General features: G+C 48.8%; 12 protein-coding genes. 5 read left to right on the top strand and 7 right to left on the bottom strand.

Annotated features, from left to right (window positions below):
• Positions 1 to 7: 7 nt before the first annotated feature.
• The 7 genes from ACMXI2_RS20595 to ACMXI2_RS20565 all read right to left on the bottom strand — a co-directional run bounded on the left by ACMXI2_RS20595 (position 8) and on the right by ACMXI2_RS20565 (position 11,335).
• The gene (locus tag ACMXI2_RS20595; protein WP_483777952.1) at positions 8 to 859 is read right to left on the bottom strand and encodes an aldo/keto reductase; all 852 of its coding nucleotides are present in this window, start codon (positions 857 to 859) and stop codon (positions 8 to 10) included.
• 130 nt (positions 860 to 989) lie between these two features.
• A complete protein-coding gene (locus ACMXI2_RS20590) occupies positions 990 to 2,804 on the bottom strand; it encodes a cytochrome-c peroxidase (protein ID WP_483777951.1) in 1,815 nt (604 codons plus the stop codon).
• Positions 2,791 to 4,359: a purple acid phosphatase family protein gene (locus ACMXI2_RS20585; protein ID WP_483777950.1), complete on the bottom strand. Its 1,569-nt coding sequence runs from the start codon at positions 4,357 to 4,359 to the stop codon at positions 2,791 to 2,793. The genes ACMXI2_RS20590 and ACMXI2_RS20585 overlap by 14 nt, the downstream gene beginning before the upstream one ends.
• 10 nt (positions 4,360 to 4,369) lie before the next feature.
• Entirely contained in the window at positions 4,370 to 5,455 is a 1,086-nt protein-coding gene (locus ACMXI2_RS20580) for a phytase (protein ID WP_483777949.1), read from the bottom strand.
• Between the two features lie 18 nt (positions 5,456 to 5,473).
• Complete coding sequence (locus ACMXI2_RS20575; RefSeq protein WP_483777948.1) at positions 5,474 to 6,739, bottom strand: hypothetical protein; 1,266 nt, start codon at positions 6,737 to 6,739, stop codon at positions 5,474 to 5,476.
• A 24-nt stretch (positions 6,740 to 6,763) separates the two neighbouring features.
• Entirely contained in the window at positions 6,764 to 9,520 is a 2,757-nt protein-coding gene (locus tag ACMXI2_RS20570) for a TonB-dependent receptor (protein WP_483777947.1), read from the bottom strand.
• Positions 9,521 to 9,757: 237 nt separating this feature from the next.
• Positions 9,758 to 11,335 carry a tetratricopeptide repeat protein gene (locus ACMXI2_RS20565; protein ID WP_483777946.1) on the bottom strand — a complete coding sequence of 526 codons (1,578 nt, stop codon included), beginning with the start codon at positions 11,333 to 11,335 and terminating at the stop codon, positions 9,758 to 9,760.
• A gap of 186 nt (positions 11,336 to 11,521) precedes the next feature.
• Here ACMXI2_RS20565 and ACMXI2_RS20560 point away from each other — a divergent pair, with 186 nt between their 5' ends.
• The 5 genes from ACMXI2_RS20560 to ACMXI2_RS20540 all read left to right on the top strand — a co-directional run bounded on the left by ACMXI2_RS20560 (position 11,522) and on the right by ACMXI2_RS20540 (position 19,660).
• A complete protein-coding gene (locus ACMXI2_RS20560) occupies positions 11,522 to 12,295 on the top strand; it encodes a 3-keto-disaccharide hydrolase (RefSeq protein WP_483777945.1) in 774 nt (257 codons plus the stop codon).
• 133 nt (positions 12,296 to 12,428) lie between these two features.
• Complete coding sequence (locus tag ACMXI2_RS20555; RefSeq protein ID WP_483777944.1) at positions 12,429 to 13,031, top strand: RNA polymerase sigma factor; 603 nt, start codon at positions 12,429 to 12,431, stop codon at positions 13,029 to 13,031.
• A gap of 84 nt (positions 13,032 to 13,115) precedes the next feature.
• The gene (locus tag ACMXI2_RS20550; RefSeq protein ID WP_483777943.1) at positions 13,116 to 14,309 is read left to right on the top strand and encodes a FecR family protein; all 1,194 of its coding nucleotides are present in this window, start codon (positions 13,116 to 13,118) and stop codon (positions 14,307 to 14,309) included.
• 321 nt (positions 14,310 to 14,630) lie between these two features.
• Positions 14,631 to 17,960, top strand: a complete 3,330-nt coding sequence (locus ACMXI2_RS20545; protein ID WP_483777942.1) for a TonB-dependent receptor — start codon at positions 14,631 to 14,633, stop codon at positions 17,958 to 17,960.
• A gap of 11 nt (positions 17,961 to 17,971) precedes the next feature.
• Positions 17,972 to 19,660, top strand: a complete 1,689-nt coding sequence (locus tag ACMXI2_RS20540) for a RagB/SusD family nutrient uptake outer membrane protein (protein WP_483777941.1) — start codon at positions 17,972 to 17,974, stop codon at positions 19,658 to 19,660.
• Positions 19,661 to 19,662: the final 2 nt, after the last annotated feature.

The raw sequence follows: 19,662 nt of genomic DNA, 5'->3' as shown, positions 1-19,662 counted from the left end.
CTGACCGTTATTTGCTGAGTAATTGAAAATCTTCTTCAGATAATTCAATCGCTCCTGCTTTAAGATTTTCTTCCAGGTGGGCAATGCTTTTAGTACCTGGGATCAGCAGGATATTGCCGGCGCGTTTCAGCAGCCATGCCAGCGCAATCTGCGCGGTGGTAGCATTGTGGCGGGCGGCAATTTTACTGATCTTTTCTTCCAGCGTATGCGGACCGGAAGCCAGCGGATACCAGGGAATAAAGGCAATGCCCTTTTCAGCGGTATAATCCAGTACGGATTCCCACTGGCGGTTACCGAGGTTGTACAGGTTTTGTACCGATACAATGGGAAGTATTTTTTCCGCCTGTTGGATCTGTTCAATACTTACTTCAGATAGTCCCACATGCTTAATCTTACCCGCTTTCACAGCCGCCACTACCGGCGCCAGGGTTTCTTCCACCGGGATGTTGGGGTCTATGCGGTGCAGCTGCCAGAGATCTATCACTTCTGTTTTCAGATTTTTGAGACTGGCATCGATGTCTTTGGCAATCCATTCCGGGCGGCCATCAGGTACCCACTGGTTGGGTCCGGGGCGCTGGAAGCCACCTTTGGTAGCGATAATGAGCCCTTTTTGATATGGATGCAGGGCATCTGCAATGAGGCGTTCATTGGTACCAGGACCATAAGCCGCTGCGGTATCAATAAAGTTTACCCCGGAAGCCACTGCCTGTTGCAATACCCTGATGGCGTTGGGGCGGTCGGTTGCGTCGCCAAACACGCCGTTACCGGTTAATTGCATGGCGCCATAACCCACGCGGTTAATATTGAATTCACCTCCTAAGAGAAAGGTGGTGGCGGGAGATATTTGTGTTGTTTCCATTTTTTTATGATTTGATGAATCAAAGGTAGGGGGAACGGCTGATCCTGAAATTGTGAAAATAACAGAAAGAGTTGTATAAATCAAAGAATGAAGGAAAGGAGGATATTTGTCATTAAAACGTAATGCCAGGCTAATTTGCGATGGGCTTATCCGTCAACGCATTAATAAACGCAATCAGGTCTTTTATCTCCGCTTCACGAAGGTTCAACGGCGTGGAAGAAAGCGTCTGATAAGGATCAGCCATACCCACTCCATTGCCGCCACCGGCGTTATAAAATTCCATTACTTTTTCAAGATCACGGAAAGCGCCATTGTGCATGTAAGGGGCGGTCATAGCACTATTGCGCACCGTGGGCGTTTTGAAGGCGCGCTGGTAATATGCGATCGGGAAAAATTCAAACCTGCCGGCGTCGGTATCGTGTTGCGGATGTTGGAGATTATCGTTGGCGGGCATGCCCAGGTTTTCAAATTCGGTGAACTGGTATAAGGGTGGCGTGAGGCCGTTGAACAGGGGGGCAAAGTGACAGGTAGCGCATTGCGCTTTGCCGGTAAATAAGTTGAAGCCCCGGATCTGTGCCGGCGTCAGGGCGTTTTTGTTGCCGGCAAAGTATTCATCCATTGCGCTGTTCATGGGTGCGAGGGTAGTGAGATAGGCAGCGATGGCGGTGGCCAGGTGCGGCATGGTTACAGCGGCGGTGTCTTCAGGAAAGGCCGCAGCAAAGGCGTTGCGGTAATGGGCGCTGTCTTTTAACCGGCCGATGATTGTGGCAGGATGGCCATTCATCTCTTCGGGGTTGCTGATCACGGTGAGTATCTGTTTTGATAAGGTACCGGCTCTGCCGTCCCAGAACTGTGCATATTGGAATGCAGTATAGGTGAGGCCCGGCGCATTTCTTCTCACCGTCGTTTTATTATCCAGCGCCATGCTGGTGCGCAGGCCATCGCTGAAGTATAGTTCCGGGCGGTGACAGGTACCACAGTTGCGGGTGTTGTTACCGGAGAGCGCTTTTTCAAAGAATAATTGCTTTCCTAATAGCTTTTCTTTTTCCGTATATACTGAACCGTTAGTAAATGCTTTGAGGTCTATAGCGTCTTTGCTGAAGAGGTTTGTTGCGTTGTAGTTGAGCGCACTACGGGTATGCTGATCCAGTTGTAAAGCACGAATGAGTACGCCGGTGCTTTCCTGCAGGGGCAGGCCGCAGGTGGTGAGAAATTCCAGGCGGTTGAAGTCGTCGAAGCCGGGGTGCGCGTCGAGGTATTGTATACAAAGGGCCAGGTGATGTGCTACGGATTTTGTTTCAGGAGAAGATGTGCTGAGCCAGGGTTCCATCACTGCCTGGATGGTGCGCATGGATTGTGCGGTTTCTGCAATACCTGTTTTTAATTCCGGTGCATCGTAGCCGGTGATGCCTCCTGCGTATAGGCGTACCAGTTCGAGGCGGATACTTTCCATAATGGCTTTATCGCTGGTGGTGAACTGGTAGAGCAACGACGTAAGATCGGCTGCGGCAGTACGGATCACCAGTGCTTCTGTCACCAGTTCTTTTTTCCGGGAGAAAGGATCTTTCTCAAACAGCAGTACCGCTATCTGCTGTAACCCTGATGGCGCCTGGTATTCCATGTAAGGTTCATCTATTTCCGTTTTGGCCGGGCGGTTATATACCATAGAGGAAGAGAAGAAAAAGTAATCGAGGAAAAACTCGATCCTTTTATATTGTAACCGGCATTTTTTCAGTGCTTCTTTGGCAGCAGCAATGCTGGCTGTATCATCTTTATCAATCGCCTGTATGGCTTGTTCCAGTTCCAGGGAAGCCGCCGAAAACCCGTTGGCGCCTTCCCTGAAAATGGCAATGGTATGGGTAACACCACGGTTGTCCGTGGAGGGTGTAAAGCTATAAGCTACCAGCAGGCTGAATAACAGCCAGATGATCTTATTTCGATACATATACGGTGAAGGTATCTTTTACATTATTGTACGCATCCACTACGGTATATTTTGTGGTGGACGCGGTGGGCGTTACGGTAATACTCCGGGTAGTTTCCTTACGGTTATTCCATTTATAGGCGCCAATAAAGGAAGCGGTTAATGTGGCTGTTTCTCCTTTTTTGATCCGGATATCCGTGTGCCGGTTCACATTTTTCATCATGGTAAACTGGTCGCGGATGGCGCCATCTGCGCAGATCCATTTCAGTTCGAGGCGGTTGTCCTGTATTTCGAGTATGCTGGAGCCGCCATGTTCTGCATCTGCAAAATACATGGCATTATGCGGGTAAACGGTTTGTTTGCCGCCCAGTTTCCCGGCGGAGCCGCTCACTACGTATACGGTACCGGTAGTACGGATGCTGTCTTTGATATACGGTGCGGAATTGTTGCCGCCGTCGTACCGGCCGGAAGAATTGCTCACGTTATGTTTGGCAGGATCAAAACTATTGGCAGGGCCATAATGTCCCTTGATCATCCTGGATCTTTCGTAATCATGACTATGCCCATTCAATACCAGGTCTACCCCGTTGCGTTCCAGTATCCGGATAAAGTTTTCGCGGATGTGTACCAGTTCATCTTCTTCATCAGAATTATGGGAACCCATTGTATACGGCGGGTGGTGCCAGTAGGCAATTACCCAGCCCTTGTTTTTATTGGCGGCGAGGTCTTTCTTTATCCAGGTTACCTGCGGACCGGTAGTGTCGTACAGGCGGTAAGCGCTGTCTTCTTTACCGTAGCTGTCCAGCGACAGGAAGTGGATATTTCCGATATCAAAAGAGTAGAAAGAAGCGGTGTGGGAAGGCAACCCGCCGGATTCTCCTTCTGATGGCATGGAGAAGTTCTGGTAATAATTTGTTTGGTGCGACTGCTGTGCAAAGGCGGCAGAGATATCGGTATCATGATAGTCATGATTTCCGGGCGCCGGGAACAGGGGATATTTCTTCAGCAGGTCATCTTTATAAACATTAAAAAACTTGCTTTGATACTCCGCGTCCGTACCGTTGGGATAGGCGTTGTCACCCAACAATATCCATGCATTCAGGTAGTTGTTGCCGAGGTATTTTACCAGTTGCTCCTTTACGAGTTGCTGGTTGGGAGAGCCGTCGCCGCAATCGCCCAGCGCGGCAATGCGGTACAGGTCTGTTTTACCGGCTTCGGGGAGGGTCATAAAGTAATTGTCTGCGCTGCCCTGCAATACATCCTTATAGCCACCAATGGAATAGTAGTAGCGGGTGTTTGGTTGCAGGTTTGTAAGCAGTACTTTATGTTCTGTTACCAGGTTGGCATCATCTGCCTGCTGATCCAGCTTATCCGGCGCGGCGCCGTATTTCACACGGCTGCGGGCAGATGCATCGGTGCGCCAGCGGATCAGCATCTGCTGAGTACCTGCTGCCTGCAGGTAAGGGCCACGGATCAGCTTTGCAGCGATGGGCGCTTTCGTAGCAGCGGCATCCTGTGCCTGCGCCAGGTGTAAACCGGCGAACAGGCACAGGGAAGCGAGAAAGATAGATTTCATATATGGGACACTATTTTTTTGTTGGCGTTGATTCCAGCTCTTTACCGGCAATATCTTCCCAGCGATAATAATGGAAGGTACGGTCGTCGCTCATCACTACAAATAATCCATGTTTGAAAGTATTGTTCAGTGGCACATTTACCATATCGGAGCCATCGCTGTGGCCGGCGCTTACTTTCACTACTTTCAGCAACGTATGTGTTGTTCCTGACCGGTTGAAGATATGAAATTTGTTGGCACCCTGGTCAGATACCAGGATATATCCTTTGGTGGGAGAGGTTTTATAAATGGAGATGCCCTCATGATCTTCTGTAAAACCGGTGGTGGCGAAAACTGTTAATTCTTCATTACCTTTTTCCGGGTCGGCATAATATTGTCTTACGCCGTACTGTTCATCAGAGTAATAAACATAGCCGGCTTCATTATCTACCGCAATAGATTCTATTTCCTTTTTACCGCTGTAGTGGCCAAACTTACGTACCAGTGTGGCTTTTATCTTTCCTGCGCCGTTATCGGTAAGGCGGTATTGCCATAAATAGGTACCATCCTGCGGACCGGTTTTGCGGCCTGCAATTACATAGTGTTCGTTCTTTTTATTAGTATAAACGGCCACTCCCATCAGATCACGGTATTGTGTTCCGGTTTCGCCTTCAAATGCCGGGATGCCGCCATCGTCGATGGGTTGCATATCAGGCAATGAATAGAACCGGAGCTTATGCGTGATGCGTTCAGTGGTAACGGCGTAGTCTATACGTTTTCCGTTGAGAAGCAGTCCATATGCGATGTCCACATTGTTGGGACGTTGCAGATTGGGCACTACCTGTTTAATCTTTCCTTCGAGATCGAACACATACAGGGCGCCATCGGCCGATTTGTCTGTGCCTATCACCAGGCTTTGGGCGGGGTTTTGCGGGTTTACCCAGATGGCAGGATCGTCTGAATCAAACTTTACATGTTCGGTGATAACTGCGGGCTGAATGGCGGTAGTGTCCGTATATACCTGCCCGTTAGCCCGGCTTGCGGGTCGTGCGCAGGCAAGAAAACACAGCAGTCCGGGAAGAACTGCTGCGGAGAATAATATATTGCGTGTAGTCATTACTGTGAGATCGCTGTTTTAGTTTTTAGTGCCAAAGGCGCCAATAAAAGAAGAGGGAGCGGGAGAGGCGTAGTTAATGCCGTTCAGCTCCAGTCCGTTCGGAAAGTTGCGGGTAAAGGCGGTGGTACCGGCGCCCAGCGCAGGTGAACCGGCCAGTAAATGAAAGTCCCAGCTGGTATTAAAATCCGGGCTATCGGTGGGTGTGTTCAACGGATAATTTACAAATTTCGGATCATGCTCACCGGCCTTTGTACCGATAACATCGTTGGCGCCGCTAACGATATCTTTTGCGGGCTGGAACTGGTCTACGGTTGTTTGGTTAAAGCCATAATAAAGATTGTTGCTGATCACCGAGCGACTATCCTCTACTTTTTTGGTATCTCTCTTAATACCAAAACGTGTGTTGGCAAACAGGTTATTGTGCAGCTCCACGAATACGGTAGCCTCCACCCAGATGGAACCGCCTTTTACAGTAGGTCTTCTCCAGCCGGTGTTGAGCATGGTGTTGTTATAGGCAATTACATGCGCCTGTGGCGTGCGTTCGCCGGAGTTAGATAATTTAAGCGCGTTGGTATTGGTAGAGTAAAAGAGATTATAACTCACGTCTGCAATACAGCCGGATTTGATGTTGATGCCTTCTCCGCCGGTGATACCGGTAGTGTAAAATTTATTATTGGAGAAGATGAGCTTACCGCCTTCGATGTAGGTGCAGTCCTCATTAAAATTGCGGAAGATACAGTTAGTCACCACCAGTTTACCATTTACGTTGCTGTACCATAATGCGGGCAGTGCTTCGCCGCTTACGGCTTTATACAGTCCCAGTTTTACAGAGGCAGACGATTCGGTGGTAACAGCGCCTCCATATTCGAGAATGGTATTATCCAACAGCAGTTCTGCGCAGGATGGCGCTGCAAGGATACCTCCCCATTGTTTACCAAACTTGCGGCTGTCGGTGCGGTAGTTTTCTTCAATAGTAAATCTCACCGGTTGTTCAGCTGTTCCCATTGAATACAGGTTTCCTTTTACAATCACTTCGGGTTTCACAAGGGTATCCATGATCACCAGCACCCCTTCTTCGATCACCAGTGTTTTACCTTCAGGAATAGTGATATCGCCGGAAACACGTTGAATACTGCCTTTGGGCCAGATGCCCCACACGTCGCCGTGAACAGTGCCGGAGCCAATGATGCTTTCGCTGAGGTCTACATCGCTGTTTGCTTTTTTACAGCCGCTGACAATAGTCAGGATTAATGCGGCGTAAAAGAGGATATTTTTATATTTCATGATGATGAATATTTTGGAATGAGTTTATAATTTGTAACGTACACCCAGCAGGTAAGTTTGTTTGTAGTATTCTTTCTTGATCAGGGTTTCATTGGCCTTTCCCTGTCCCGGCATATTGGTGTTGGCGGGATCAGTTCCTTTGATAAATATTTCTGCGGGCGTGTTCAGCAGGTTACCTGCTTTGGCGAAGATGCTGAAGTTATTCCTGAATCTCTTTTCTACAGAGACATCCATCTGTATAAATCCTTTCTGCCAGAGATCATTGTCGACGTACTGGGAAACGGTAACGATACGCGGACCGGTGTAAGCGCCGGCCAGCTGTGCATCCCATCCATGCTGAATGTCTTTGTACAATACAGAGAGGTTACCGATATGTTCGGACTGTCCGTACAACGGGCGTGTTTGATCTACCGCGATGGTTTTAACGTCGCCTTTTTCATCCCTTGTCCTCAGACTTTTGGAAGTAGTGATAGAAGAATGGGTGTAAGTATAATTAGCTTTGAAACCTATCTTGCTGAAGAATTTGATATAGTCTGTTTCCAGGCCGTAGTTGCGGGCGGTACCGAAGTTACCGGCAGAATAGTACTGGTCCTGCGGACGGGTAGCATCTGCGCGGATGGTATTTTCAATCGGATCTTGGATCCTTTTGTAGAATACGCCTACCAATAATTGATCGGAACGCTTCGGAAACAGTTCATAGCGCAGGTCGAAGTTATCAGCGATGGCGCGCTTCAGGTCCGGGTTACCGCGTTCCTGGTAGTCTTCCAGTACAATTTTAGAAGGAACAATTTCAAAGAAACCCGGACGGTTCAGTGAGCGGAAATAAGAACCACGTAAGTTCTGGTGTTCGGATAATTCGTATTTCAGGTTCAGGCTGGGCAACACATCGGTATACATCTGGCTGCCGGTAGGACGGTCTTCTCCCTGTGGAAAAAACATATGATAACCCTGGTTGGTATGTTCCACACGTACGCCGCCGGTTATTTCCAGTTCGGATACTTCGAATTTAAACATACCATATCCGGAGGTTGTTTTTTCAGAAGCGTCGTAAGTAAGCGGGTTGCCTACTGCGCCGCCGGGGTTCTGGATATCCCATACAATATCTGTATAGCTGGTGAAATCCTTGCCATATAATGCGTCGATATTGGCTGGCCTGAAGGTATAGTTATTAAAGAAGCTGCTGCGTTGTTTGTCGCGGTACAGGCCACCTGCGGAGAAATCTACTTTAGTTCCGGCTATCCTGGCAGTGTAAGTCAGATCAAGGTAACCTGCTATATCATCATCAGTATTGCGTTCCCAGCGACGGCTGCTTCCATCTATAGTAGTGCGTGTTTCCTGGAAGTTGTTACGAACCCCGTTTAAAGAAATATTGGTATTATCCGGTACTTCATTCTTAGCGGAAGAAAATACGGCAGACCATTGCAGTTTTAATTTACCGGGAACGATCTGATGATCACCATGCAGCGTGGAATTGTAAATCTGCTGGGTAGTTTTCCTGGAACGGCTCTCATAGGTAAGCTGTGCGTTTCCGGCTGCCGGATCGAATATGCCATCGGAGAAATTGGTGGTGATGCCTTCACGGGTCTGGAAGCTTTGCAGGTTCATGTAGGCATTGTAAAGCGACAGCTTATTATTTTCATTAAACACATAGTCGATCTTTCCATGAAGGCCGCTGCGTTGTTGTTGTTCGCTGTACTGCCTGTTTTGCATACTGGTAAGCACAGAGTAATGCCCGGTGTCCATATCATTCTTATAGAACGTGCTGGTAGTACCGCGATAAGTATTCTGGAAGCTACCGGCGAGGATCACGCCCAGCTTATTATGCAGGAAACGCTGGCCGATAGATAAACCTGCTACCAGGTTGGGCGCGAAGTTCTTGTTTTTATAGTTCAGTGTACCTGTGGCAAAATCTGCCGGGGTGGCGTTATAGCTTTTACCGTGGACTTCGTAAGGTGATTTGGATTGTATGTTGCCGGCTTCAAAAGAAGTAAAGCCTTTGTCCAGTACCATCTGGCTATAGCCGGTGGCTACGTTGGCATTGAGCGACAACTTGCCGGGGGCGTCTTTCATCACCATGTTCACTACGCCGCCTACGGCGTCGCCTTCCATGTTGGGGGTTAAGGACTTGTATACTTCCAGGCGGTCCAGCAACTCCGACGGGAAAATGTCGAGCGGCACGTAACGGAATTTATTATCGGGACTGGGTATTTTCACCCCATTGATGAGGGTGTAGTTGTATCTTTTATCCATGCCGCGGAGAATGGCGTACTGTCCGTCGCCGTTGCTGCTGCGTTCTATGGAGATACCGGAAACACGCTGGATCACGTTCGCAACGGTGAGGTCGGGAGATACTTCTATCGCCTGACCGGATACTACGTTCATCACCTGGATGGATTTCTGTTCCAGTTTACGGGCGGTGTTTTCCGAGGAGGCCTTAGAGCCGCCGGCAATCACTACTTCACTCAGGTTTTTGCTGCTGCGTTCACTGAGGTAGATGTTGAGTGCCGGGTTATCACTTTCCAGTATGGTAACTTCTTTTGTTAATGTTTTGTAGGTAAGATGGGAAATGTGCAGGGTGAATTTTCCTGCCGTAATCTTTTTGAATTCAAAGGAGCCGTCGAGACCAGTGAGGGCAACCAGTTTGGTTTGATCCATTACAATGGTGACGCCTACCAGCGGTTCCCCTGTTTTCTGATCGTACACATGTCCTTTCAGACTGCCGGCGCTGGCGAATGTGACGCTTAGCAGCAGACATAAAAGCGTTGTTAAAAGTGTCTTCATCTTTGGTGAATTTGATGCCGTTCGTGTTAGTGGCGAACTGCATCACAAATGTGGGCTGCTGCAAAAAAAAATACAAAGAAGCAGCGTAAGCAAAACGTAAACAGCGTTAACAACACCGTAAACAAAGCGTGATCAGCGTATACAAACAGGATGTAAATGATTGGTAATTAGGTATTTATTTGTAACAAGAACCGCCATTACCATTATGTTACCGCAACGTTACCGGAGTGTTATGCATTACAGGCTTTGTACAAAAGTGTTGAGCGTATCGCCTTCCGGGATGTTTAATTTTTTCCGGAGACGGTATCTGGCCACCCGTAAACTGTCGGGTGAAATACCAAGAATGGTAGCCATATCTTTTGAGTCCATATTCATTTTATGGAGCGCCAGTAATTTGATATCGTTGTTGGTAAGATCGCAGTACAGCGCATTGAGTTTATCAAAAAACACCTGGTGTACCTGTTCAAAGATGCCGGTGAATTCCTTCCATTGTTTCTCGTGATTTACCGTTTGGTTAATTTTTAGCACCAGTTGCTGCAATTGTTTTTTCTGGTCCCGTTTATCTTCCTGTACCATTTCGGAGAGAGTGTTACGGAGTTCATCGAGGAACTGGTTCCGTTGGATTACATCCAGCGTGTGGGTAGCCAGTTGTTTACTTTTCAATTCCAGCTGGTCTTTTTGCACCCGGTTTATTTCGGCATTCCGTTCAGATACGGTTTGGGCCTGGCTGATTTTCAGCTTCTGGCGGGAGATAGTGAGGAGGCAAAGGATGATGAGTAATACCACCACAATCACTACGGCCGTGTAAATGATGCGGTTTATTTTATGGCTGTTTTCCAGCTGGAGGATTTCGTCGTTCTTTTTATTGGTATCATACAGGATCTGGAGGAAGTTCATCTGCTGGTTGTTTTGGGCAGAGTAGATGTCGAGCAGGCATTTACGGCTGTACTCCATATAATAAAAGGCGCTGTCGTTCCGTCCGAGGAGATTGAATGCCTTGGCAATGTCTTTACAGGCTGCGGCTTCCTGGTATTTGTTATTGGTTTGCTGTGCAAGGGCCAGCGCTTCCCTGGAATATGGCAGGCTGTTTTTAACATCGCCGGTTTTCCGGAGTACGTCACCTATATTATTCAGTACTTCTATGCCTGCTATGCGTTCGTGGCTTACCTCAAAGAGTTGCAGGGCCATGCGGAAAGACGATAAGGCGGTATCGTATTTTTCGAGGTCTTCATAAATGGTGCCCAGGTTTTCATAGATGCCGGCCATCCCGAAGGTATCGCGTGCGCCCTGGTATTGTGTCAGCGCCAGTTGCTGGAAGTACCGGGCGCTGTCGTATTGTTGTTGCTTTTCATAATAATGGCCGATGTTGCCATAGGTAGCGGCTATGCCGCCGGGATCGTTTACCTGCCGGTACAGCTGAAGGGCTTTATCATACTGCATTTTAGCGCCGGGCTTATTAATATTGCGGTAATACAGCTGACCCATGTCATTGAGCACGGCTGCTTCGGACGCTTTATGCCCGGTGGTGGTAAAAAGGGTGGCTGCCTGCTGGTAATATTCCAGCGATTTGGCGTAGTGGCCCAGGGTGAAGCAGATCTTTCCCATCTGGCGGAGGCATTTGCCGGCAGTGGCTTCATCTTTATTACTGATAGCTGCATCATGCATTTTGCGCAGGGCGAGAAAGGCGGCATCCGGTGATTCCTGGCTGAGCTTCCCGGCGGCAGCGAGCTGCATCTGCAGCGTGTCCTGCGCCGCGGTGGCGATTACCGGAAAGGCAGATAAGCATAGTACGATAAACTGAAAAACCCGTTTCATTTGTAATGACAGCACGTATTAATTAAGTGTAATCAATCCGCAAAGAATGTTTTTTAGTGTTAACTGTATGTTACCAAACCAGCTGCCGCTGACATAAAAATGCTTGCTTACCGATACTATTTTATATATTATTGTGACGCCGGTTACATTTTTGACCCATAAATTAGTTCCAGTTAAATATTGATTATGAAAAAGAGAATCTTAGTTACCATGCTGCTGGCCGGAGGAATTGGCGCCGCCAATGCCCAGGAAAAAGCAAAACCAGAAGATACAGAGGTGTATACCCCGGTGCCACCGGAAGTAAAGCCCGGGAAAAAATGTGGTGAAGCGCCTTCAGATGCCATCATATTGTTCGACGGCAGCAACCTGGATCAGTGGGTAATGACCGACGACCGGGAGAAACCCGCAGAATGGCTGGTGAGCAAAGGCATCCTGACGGTGAACAAGAAGGTAGGGAATATTGAAACAAAGAAATCCTTTAAGAACTACCAGTTACACATCGAGTGGCGCGTTCCCGCCAATATCACCGGTACCGGTCAGGGCAGGGGCAACAGCGGTGTTTTCCTGGCTTCCATCGGTAAAGGGGATGCCGGTTATGAATTGCAGGTACTGGATTCCTACGGCAATAAAACGTATACCAATGGACAGGCCGGCAGCATCTACAAGCAGTCCGTGCCACTGGCTAACCCTACCCTGAAACCAGGGGAGTGGAATACGTATGATGTGATCTGGACAGCGCCCGTATTTGGTGCAGATGGCGCGTTGACATCTCCCGCAAAAGTAACCGTAACCTTTAACGGGGTAGTAGTACAGAATGGCTACGAGCTGAAAGGACCCACCCAATACATCGGTCAGGCAGCCTACCGCCAGGCGCATGGCCCCAGCCCTATCAAGCTGCAGGCACATGGCGATAAGAGCGAACCGCTGAGCTTCCGGAATATCTGGGTAAGAGAATTGTAGTAACAAAAAAGAATTTACAGGAGAGGGCTGTCGGCAACGACCGCCCTTTTTTATTTTTTTCTCCCTGTTCCATCATTTTCTTTACTTTTAATACCACGACGTTATGTAAAACTATTCCACTTTATCCTGTTTCATGGAGCATGTAAACATTGAAAAGAAATTGTTGCTAAGGGCTGCTGCAGGCCATGAGGAGTCGTTTACCCAACTCTTTTTCCTGTACAGGCATAAGTTGTACAGCTTCCTGCTGCGCCTGACGGAATCTCCCGAGATGACGGAAGATGTGATACAGGACGTATTCCTGAAGTTGTGGAAAGACCGCGAAAACCTGGTGAACATCGAACAGTTTGGCGGATATATTTACCGGATGGCGCAACACCAGGCGCTGAATGCGTTCCGGCGGATGGCGAAAGAAACCCTGATCCTGGCCGAACTCACCAGGGCGACTAACGAAGCCGCACCTGCCGATGCTGCGGATAACCTGAGTGTCCGCGAGGTGAGGGAAAAGTTACAATACGCGCTGGATCATCTTCCTCCAAAACAAAAACTGGTATATACCCTTAGCCGGGAACAAGGGCTGAAACACGATGAAATTGCCCGGCAGCTCAATATCTCCCCGTCTACCGTTAATAATCATATGATTGCCGCCCTGCGTACCATCCGCCGGCAACTGGGGCCACACCTGCATTCCATTACCGGCGCTTCCTGCCTGCTTGTGATCATCGATGGCTTCCTCTGAAAAAATTTTTCAGATACACTAGTCATATTTTTCCGCTCAAGTGTCTATTGTAAGACAGATTCCACATTAATGTAAAAGCACCGCATGATTTCAGCAAGGATCAGCTACCTCGCAGCACGCTATTTTGATAATACCTGTACCCCGGCAGAAAAGCTGGAGCTGGCGGCATGGATCGACCAGCAAACGGATGATGCCGTGCTGGAAGCCGTATTGGGTGAAGCCTGGGAATCGCATGTGCCGCCGATCACGATGCCCGGTGAAATGTCGGATCGCATCGTGAAAGCCATGTTTGGCCACACATTGGGAACGGTTGCAACACAGCATGTACCCGGAGCAAAAGTAATCACACTGCGCAGCTACCGTAAAATATGGTGGGGGGCGGCAGGGCTTCTTTTACTTGGTGGCATAGGCGTATGGGCATGGCAGCGTCAGTCGGCGCCAGCGCCGGTAGCGGAAAGCAAACAACAGCGGTATAAAAATGAAGTGATGCCCGGTAGCAACCGCGCCATGCTCACCCTGGCCGATGGCAGCGTTATTGCGCTGGATAGTGCCGGCAACGGAGTTCTCGGGCAACAGGGCGCCGTAAAAATCATCAAACAGGCCAACGGCGAACTGGCCTATGTGGGTAATGGCGCCGGGGAAGCCATGTATAATACTATGACCACCCCCCGCGGCGGCCAATACCACCTTACCCTGCCCGATGGCACACAAGTATGGCTCAACGCCGCTTCTGCCATTACTTACCCTGCCGCCTTTACCGGTAACGAAAGAAAAGTAACGGTGAAAGGAGAAGCTTATTTCGAAGTCACTGCCAATGCCAACATGCCTTTCCGGGTGGCGGCCGGCAATACGGAAATAACGGTACTGGGTACACGTTTTAACGTAAATGCCTATACGGAGGAACCGGCTATCCGCACTACGCTGGTAGATGGCGCCGTAAGCGTGGCTGCCGGTAAAAACAGCACCGTACTCCGCCCGCGTATGCAGGCGAGGGTAGGAAAAGATGAACTATTACACGTTACTGAAAATATAGACACCGATGAAACCATCGCCTGGAAAAACGGGTTCTTCCAGTTTACCGATGCAGATATGCCTGCGGTAATGCGGCAAATTGAAAAGTGGTACGACGTCAAAGTATCTTATGAAGGAGCTATTCCTGAAAGGAGCTTTGGCGGCGGCATGCAACGCTCTTTGCCCTTAACGGAAGTGCTGGGAATATTGGAAGAAAACGGTGTGAAATTTAAGATAGAAGGAAAAAATATTATTGTTTTGAAATAAAAAACCACGTTACTGATTTATTGCTAAAACTAAGAAACACAAATTCCACTGCATAGGCTCCTGTAGTTTATGTATTCTAACCTGTTATGCACAATAAAGCCGGAAACGCTGATAACATTTCCGGCGGCGTCTGGATAACACAAACAAAACAGTCGGCGAAGACTCTTTATTCATTCAACCAAACAATGCAAATGTATGCAAATTAATTGTATCGCTCTTTGCAGCCGGACAGCTGTTGCTATTACCCGGAGCGTTATTTCCCGGACAGGCAGCAGGGTTTCCCGGCATCGCACGCTATGCTCAACCAAAATGCTGTTAGCTATGAAGTTAACGATTCTGTTCACGTTATTGCTCCTGAACGTAAGTGCCACCGGCCTTTCGCAAACGGTCAGCTTTTCCGGTAAGTCGGTATCACTCAAATCAGTGTTTGCCGCTATCAAAAAACAAACGGGATACGTAGTGTTCTACGACAACCTGCTGCTGAAAAACAGCAAGCCCGTGACTATCTCCGTGGAAAACGCACCGCTGGCGGTATTGCTGAATGCTGCCCTTAAAGATCAGGGGATGACTTTTACCATCCTGGACAGAACCATCTCCGTCAGAAAGCAACGGCCGCCGCTCACGTTTCCGCCTTTCCTGATGTTAATGGCCCCGCAGATGACCATCACCGGCCGTGTTACGGACGACTCCAATACACCGTTGCCAGGCGTTACGGTATTGCAGAAAGGAACCAGCAACGCCGTCATCACCAATGAAACCGGCGAATACCGGCTCACCAACGTCAGCGACGGCGCCGTGATCGTTTTTTCCTATATCGGCTTTAATAAAGAAGAGATCACCGTGAATGGCCAGTATAAGCTGGACATCCGCCTCACCAAAGCCGCCAACACCGCCCTCGATGAGCTGGTGGTAATTGGTTATGGTACCATGAAGAAAAGCGACCTCACCGGCGCCGTGTCCACCGTGAAAGGCGATGCCATCGCCTCCCGCAAAACCACACAGGTATCACAGGCGCTCCAGGGCGCTGTGCCGGGCGTAATGGTTACCCGTACCAACAATGCGCCGGGTTCCGTAGCGCAGATCCGCGTAAGGGGAATCACTACTATTTCTGACGCCGGCGCCTCGCCGCTCATCATCCTCGATGGCGTACCCATTGATGATATCAACTCCATCAACCCAAATGATATTGATAATATCTCCGTACTGAAAGATGCTGCTTCTGCTTCTATTTACGGCTCCAGGGCCGCCGCCGGCGTAATCCTGGTCACTACCAAACGCGCAAAGAACGGTCAGCTGGATCTGAACTACAGTTATGAATACGGCGTGGAAAAGCCCACCAAACTGCCTGGTTATGTAAACGCTGTAGACTATATGCGACTCACCAATGAGCTGCGGTGGAATGATAACGGCAATAACGCCAACGAATACCCTACCTATACCAAAGATATTGTGGATAACTACGCAACACTGCATGCGCAAAATCCTGATCAATACCCGGATACCGACTTTAGAGGCCTGATCCTCAACAACAGCGCTCCCCGCGAAAGCCATGCACTGAGTATTGCCGGCGCCGGGAAATCCCTGCGCTCAAGGGTATCGCTGGTGTATGATAAAATCGGCGCGCTGTACGACGACCGATCTTACGACCGCCTCACCACGCGCATCAATAACGACATCATCATCAATAAATACCTCACCGCCAGCGTGGACGTGAATTACAAACGTACCATCGTTAAACAACCCATTGTTGACCCGATGTACAAGATGGGTATCATGCCGCCTATTTATGCGGCCATGTGGTCCGACGGCCGCATCGGCGCAGGAAAAGACGGCGCGAACATATACGTGCAAACAAAATACGGCGGCTTTAACAACAACTGGTTTAATCAACTTGGCGGAAAGGTAGGCATCGATTTTACGCCGATAGAAGGATTGAAAATTTCCGGTATCGTATCTCCCTTTATCAACTTCGATAAAGGAAAGAAATTTACCCGCAAAGTACCCTACACTGCTTTCAACAATCCAGGCGTCATTTCAGGATATATTGAAGGCGCTACGGAAACCAAACTGGAAGAAGTACGCAACGATAGCTACCGCTACACCACCCAGTTTATTGCCAATTATAATAAGCAGATCAAAGACCACAGCTTCAGCCTCATGGGTGGATATGAGTTTTATAAGGCGTTCAATGAAGATCTGGGTGCATCCCGCGGACAATATAATCTCAGTAACTATCCTTACCTCAACCTGGGACCGCTGGAGTTCCGCGACAACAGCGGCGGCGCTTATGAAAACGCATACCGCTCCTGGTTTGGAAGAGTTACCTATAGCTACAAAGACAAATACCTGTTCCAGGGAAATATCCGTTATGATGCGTCTTCCCGTTTTGCTGCGGGCTACCGCTGGGGCTCTTTCCCCTCTTTCTCTGCCGGCTGGGTGATATCAGAAGAGAAATTTATGAAGTCCACCGCACCGTGGTTATCCTTTGCAAAGTTCCGTGCTTCCTGGGGTTCGCTGGGTAATGAACGCATCGGTAACTATCCTTACCAGGCGCTGCTACGCTTTGAAAATAATTCCCTGTTCTATAAAGGCAGCAACGTTGTATCCGCGCAATCTGCTGCACAGTGGCAATATGCGATCCGTGATATTTCCTGGGAAACCACGCACTCATGGGATCTGGGTGCTGATGTAAACTTCCTCAATAACAGGTTACGCTTTACAGGTGATTATTTTAAGAAGACAACCGAAGATATCCTGCTGGAGCTGGAAATCCCTGATTATATTGGTTTCGACAATCCTTACCAGAACACCGGTAAAATGTTTACTACCGGCTGGGAAGCACAACTGGGCTGGAGTGATCGTATCGGTGATTTTAATTATAGTATATCCGTGAACGTAGCCGACTTTGTGTCCAAAATGGGCGACCTCGGTGGCACACAGTTCGTAGGGGATTCTATAAAAAGACAAGGCAGTGAATTCAACGAATGGTATGGCTATATATCAGATGGTATTTACCAAACACAGGACGAAGTGGATAAATCAGCGAAGCTCAACGCCAACGTGAAACCAGGCGATATCCGCTACCGTGATGTGAGCGGTCCGAACGGCGTACCCGATGGTAAAATATCCCCTGAATACGACCGCGTACTGCTGGGTGGTTCGCTGCCCCGTTACCAATACGGTATTAATTTACAGGGCGGATTCCGTAACTGGGATCTCGGCATCGTATTCCAGGGCGTAGGTAAACAAAACTCACGGCTTACGGTTGATATGGTACGGCCCCTCGTTGAAAATTTCGGCAATTTCCCCGCTATCCTGGATGGCAATTCCTGGAGTAAATACAATACGCCGGAACAGAATAAAGCTGCCAGGTATCCACGCTATACCAATACTTCCGCAGGTAACAACTACGCCATGTCCGACTTCTGGCTGATCAACGGCGCTTATTTCCGCCTGAAAAATATCAGCGTAGGGTATTCTATGCCTAACGACTGGGTAAAGAAGATCCGTATACAAGGCGTTCGTATATACGGCAGCGTTAGCGACCTGTTTTCTGTGAATAATTTTCCGAGGGGATGGGATCCTGAACAACCTTCATTGGGTTATCCTATTACCACCAGTTATGTTATTGGCGCATCTGTTAAATTCTAAATTCCACGAACATGAAGCAACTTATTCTCATAGCCGGCATCACCAGTATTTTCTTCAGCGCCTGCGGCAGCCTGGATCTTAACCCATTGTCCGATGGCTCCAGCGAAACCTGGAATTCCAATGCGGAAGAAATAGAAATGTCGCTCAACGGATTATATAAAATTGATTTCTGGCAGAAGGATAGCGACGACTGGACCGACGACTGGATCTACCGCGATGTTACTACTCCTGTTACCGGCGCTACTATCAATGGGGAAACAGATTTTGTAAAGAAGTCGTGGACGAATACCTACAAAGCCGTAGCCCGTGCCAACAACATCCTGCAAAGCATTTCCCGCGCAGATAAAGTATTGTCCGCCGACCAGATTGCCAGTTACACCGCGGAAGCCCGTTTTGTAAGAGCATGTATGTATTCCGGTTTGTTATCGCACTACGGCAATATCATTTACACCGATTCCATGCTCGATATCGATCAGGCGTTACAACTGAAGCAAATGGATAAAACCACGGTACTCAAAAAGATCTATGAAGATTTTGATTTCGCCGCCGCTACGTTGAAAACTACCTATGGCGCATCGGAACTCAGGCGTGCCACCAAAGGCGCTGCCCTGGCTATGAAAGCCCGCATCGCCCTGTATATGGGCGACTGGGCCGTTGCACGCGATGCCGCTAAAGCCTGTATCGACCTGGATGTATATAAACTGCACGATAATTTTGGAAACCTCTTCCTGTCGAAAACAAAGAATTCTACGGAAACTGTTTTTGGCATGCCAAGATCTGTTACGCTAAAAGTTACTTTCGACGACTGCCAGAATTATGTGTCGCGCAATGCCGGTGGCTGGGCTGCCAAAGATCCGTCCTGGGACCTCTTTTGCAGTTTTCTATGTAAAGATGGATTACCGGTAGATGAATCGCCTTTATTTAACCCCCGCCGCCCGTTTGATAACCGTGATCCGCGTTGTGCCGCCACCATCGTGGAATTCCAGACCCCGCACCTGGGATACATTTTCCAGCCGCATCCGGATTCCCTGAAAGTGAGATCCGTATCAGATAATAAATACGTGGAAAATAAAGACACCCGTTCTATTGCGCAATACGCTTCCTTCAACGGGTTGCTGTGGAAGAAAGGCATCGACGGCGACTGGCTCCTCAACTCCTGGAAGTCGGAGCCTGATAATATCGTGATCCGTTTTGCAGATGTACTGCTCATCTTCGCAGAAGCAAAAACAGAACTGGGAGAAACTGATCAGCTGGTACGCGATGCCATTAATAAAGTAAGGGCGCGCGCCTATGGTACCGTATACACCAATACCAGCGCATATCCTGCGGTTACTGCCGCAGATCAGACTACCCTGCGTAAAATTATCCGTACGGAAAGAAGAATGGAGTTTGCGCTGGAAGGCATCCGGTATATGGATCTTATCCGCTGGAAGCTGGCGGAAAAAGTGCTGAACAAAGCAAACTATGGTTTGCTGGAACCCGCAGAGCTACGTACAAAAATAGTGCAGCCGGGGTTATGGTTCTTCCCGCAAACGCCTGCTATTGATGAAGATGGAGTGCCTGATTTTACCGCGATGTATAACGCCGGCCTGGTAAAACAGATCACCGTGCGTAAGTTTGATGCCACGCGCCAGTACCTTTGGCCTATTCCATCTACAGAAGTATTGACCAGTCACCTAACCCAGAATCCAAACTATTGAGC

It is taken from the genome of Chitinophaga sp. G7 BAM 1005 (genome assembly GCF_057126945.1).
This window is presented reverse-complemented; position numbering and strand designations above follow the sequence as displayed.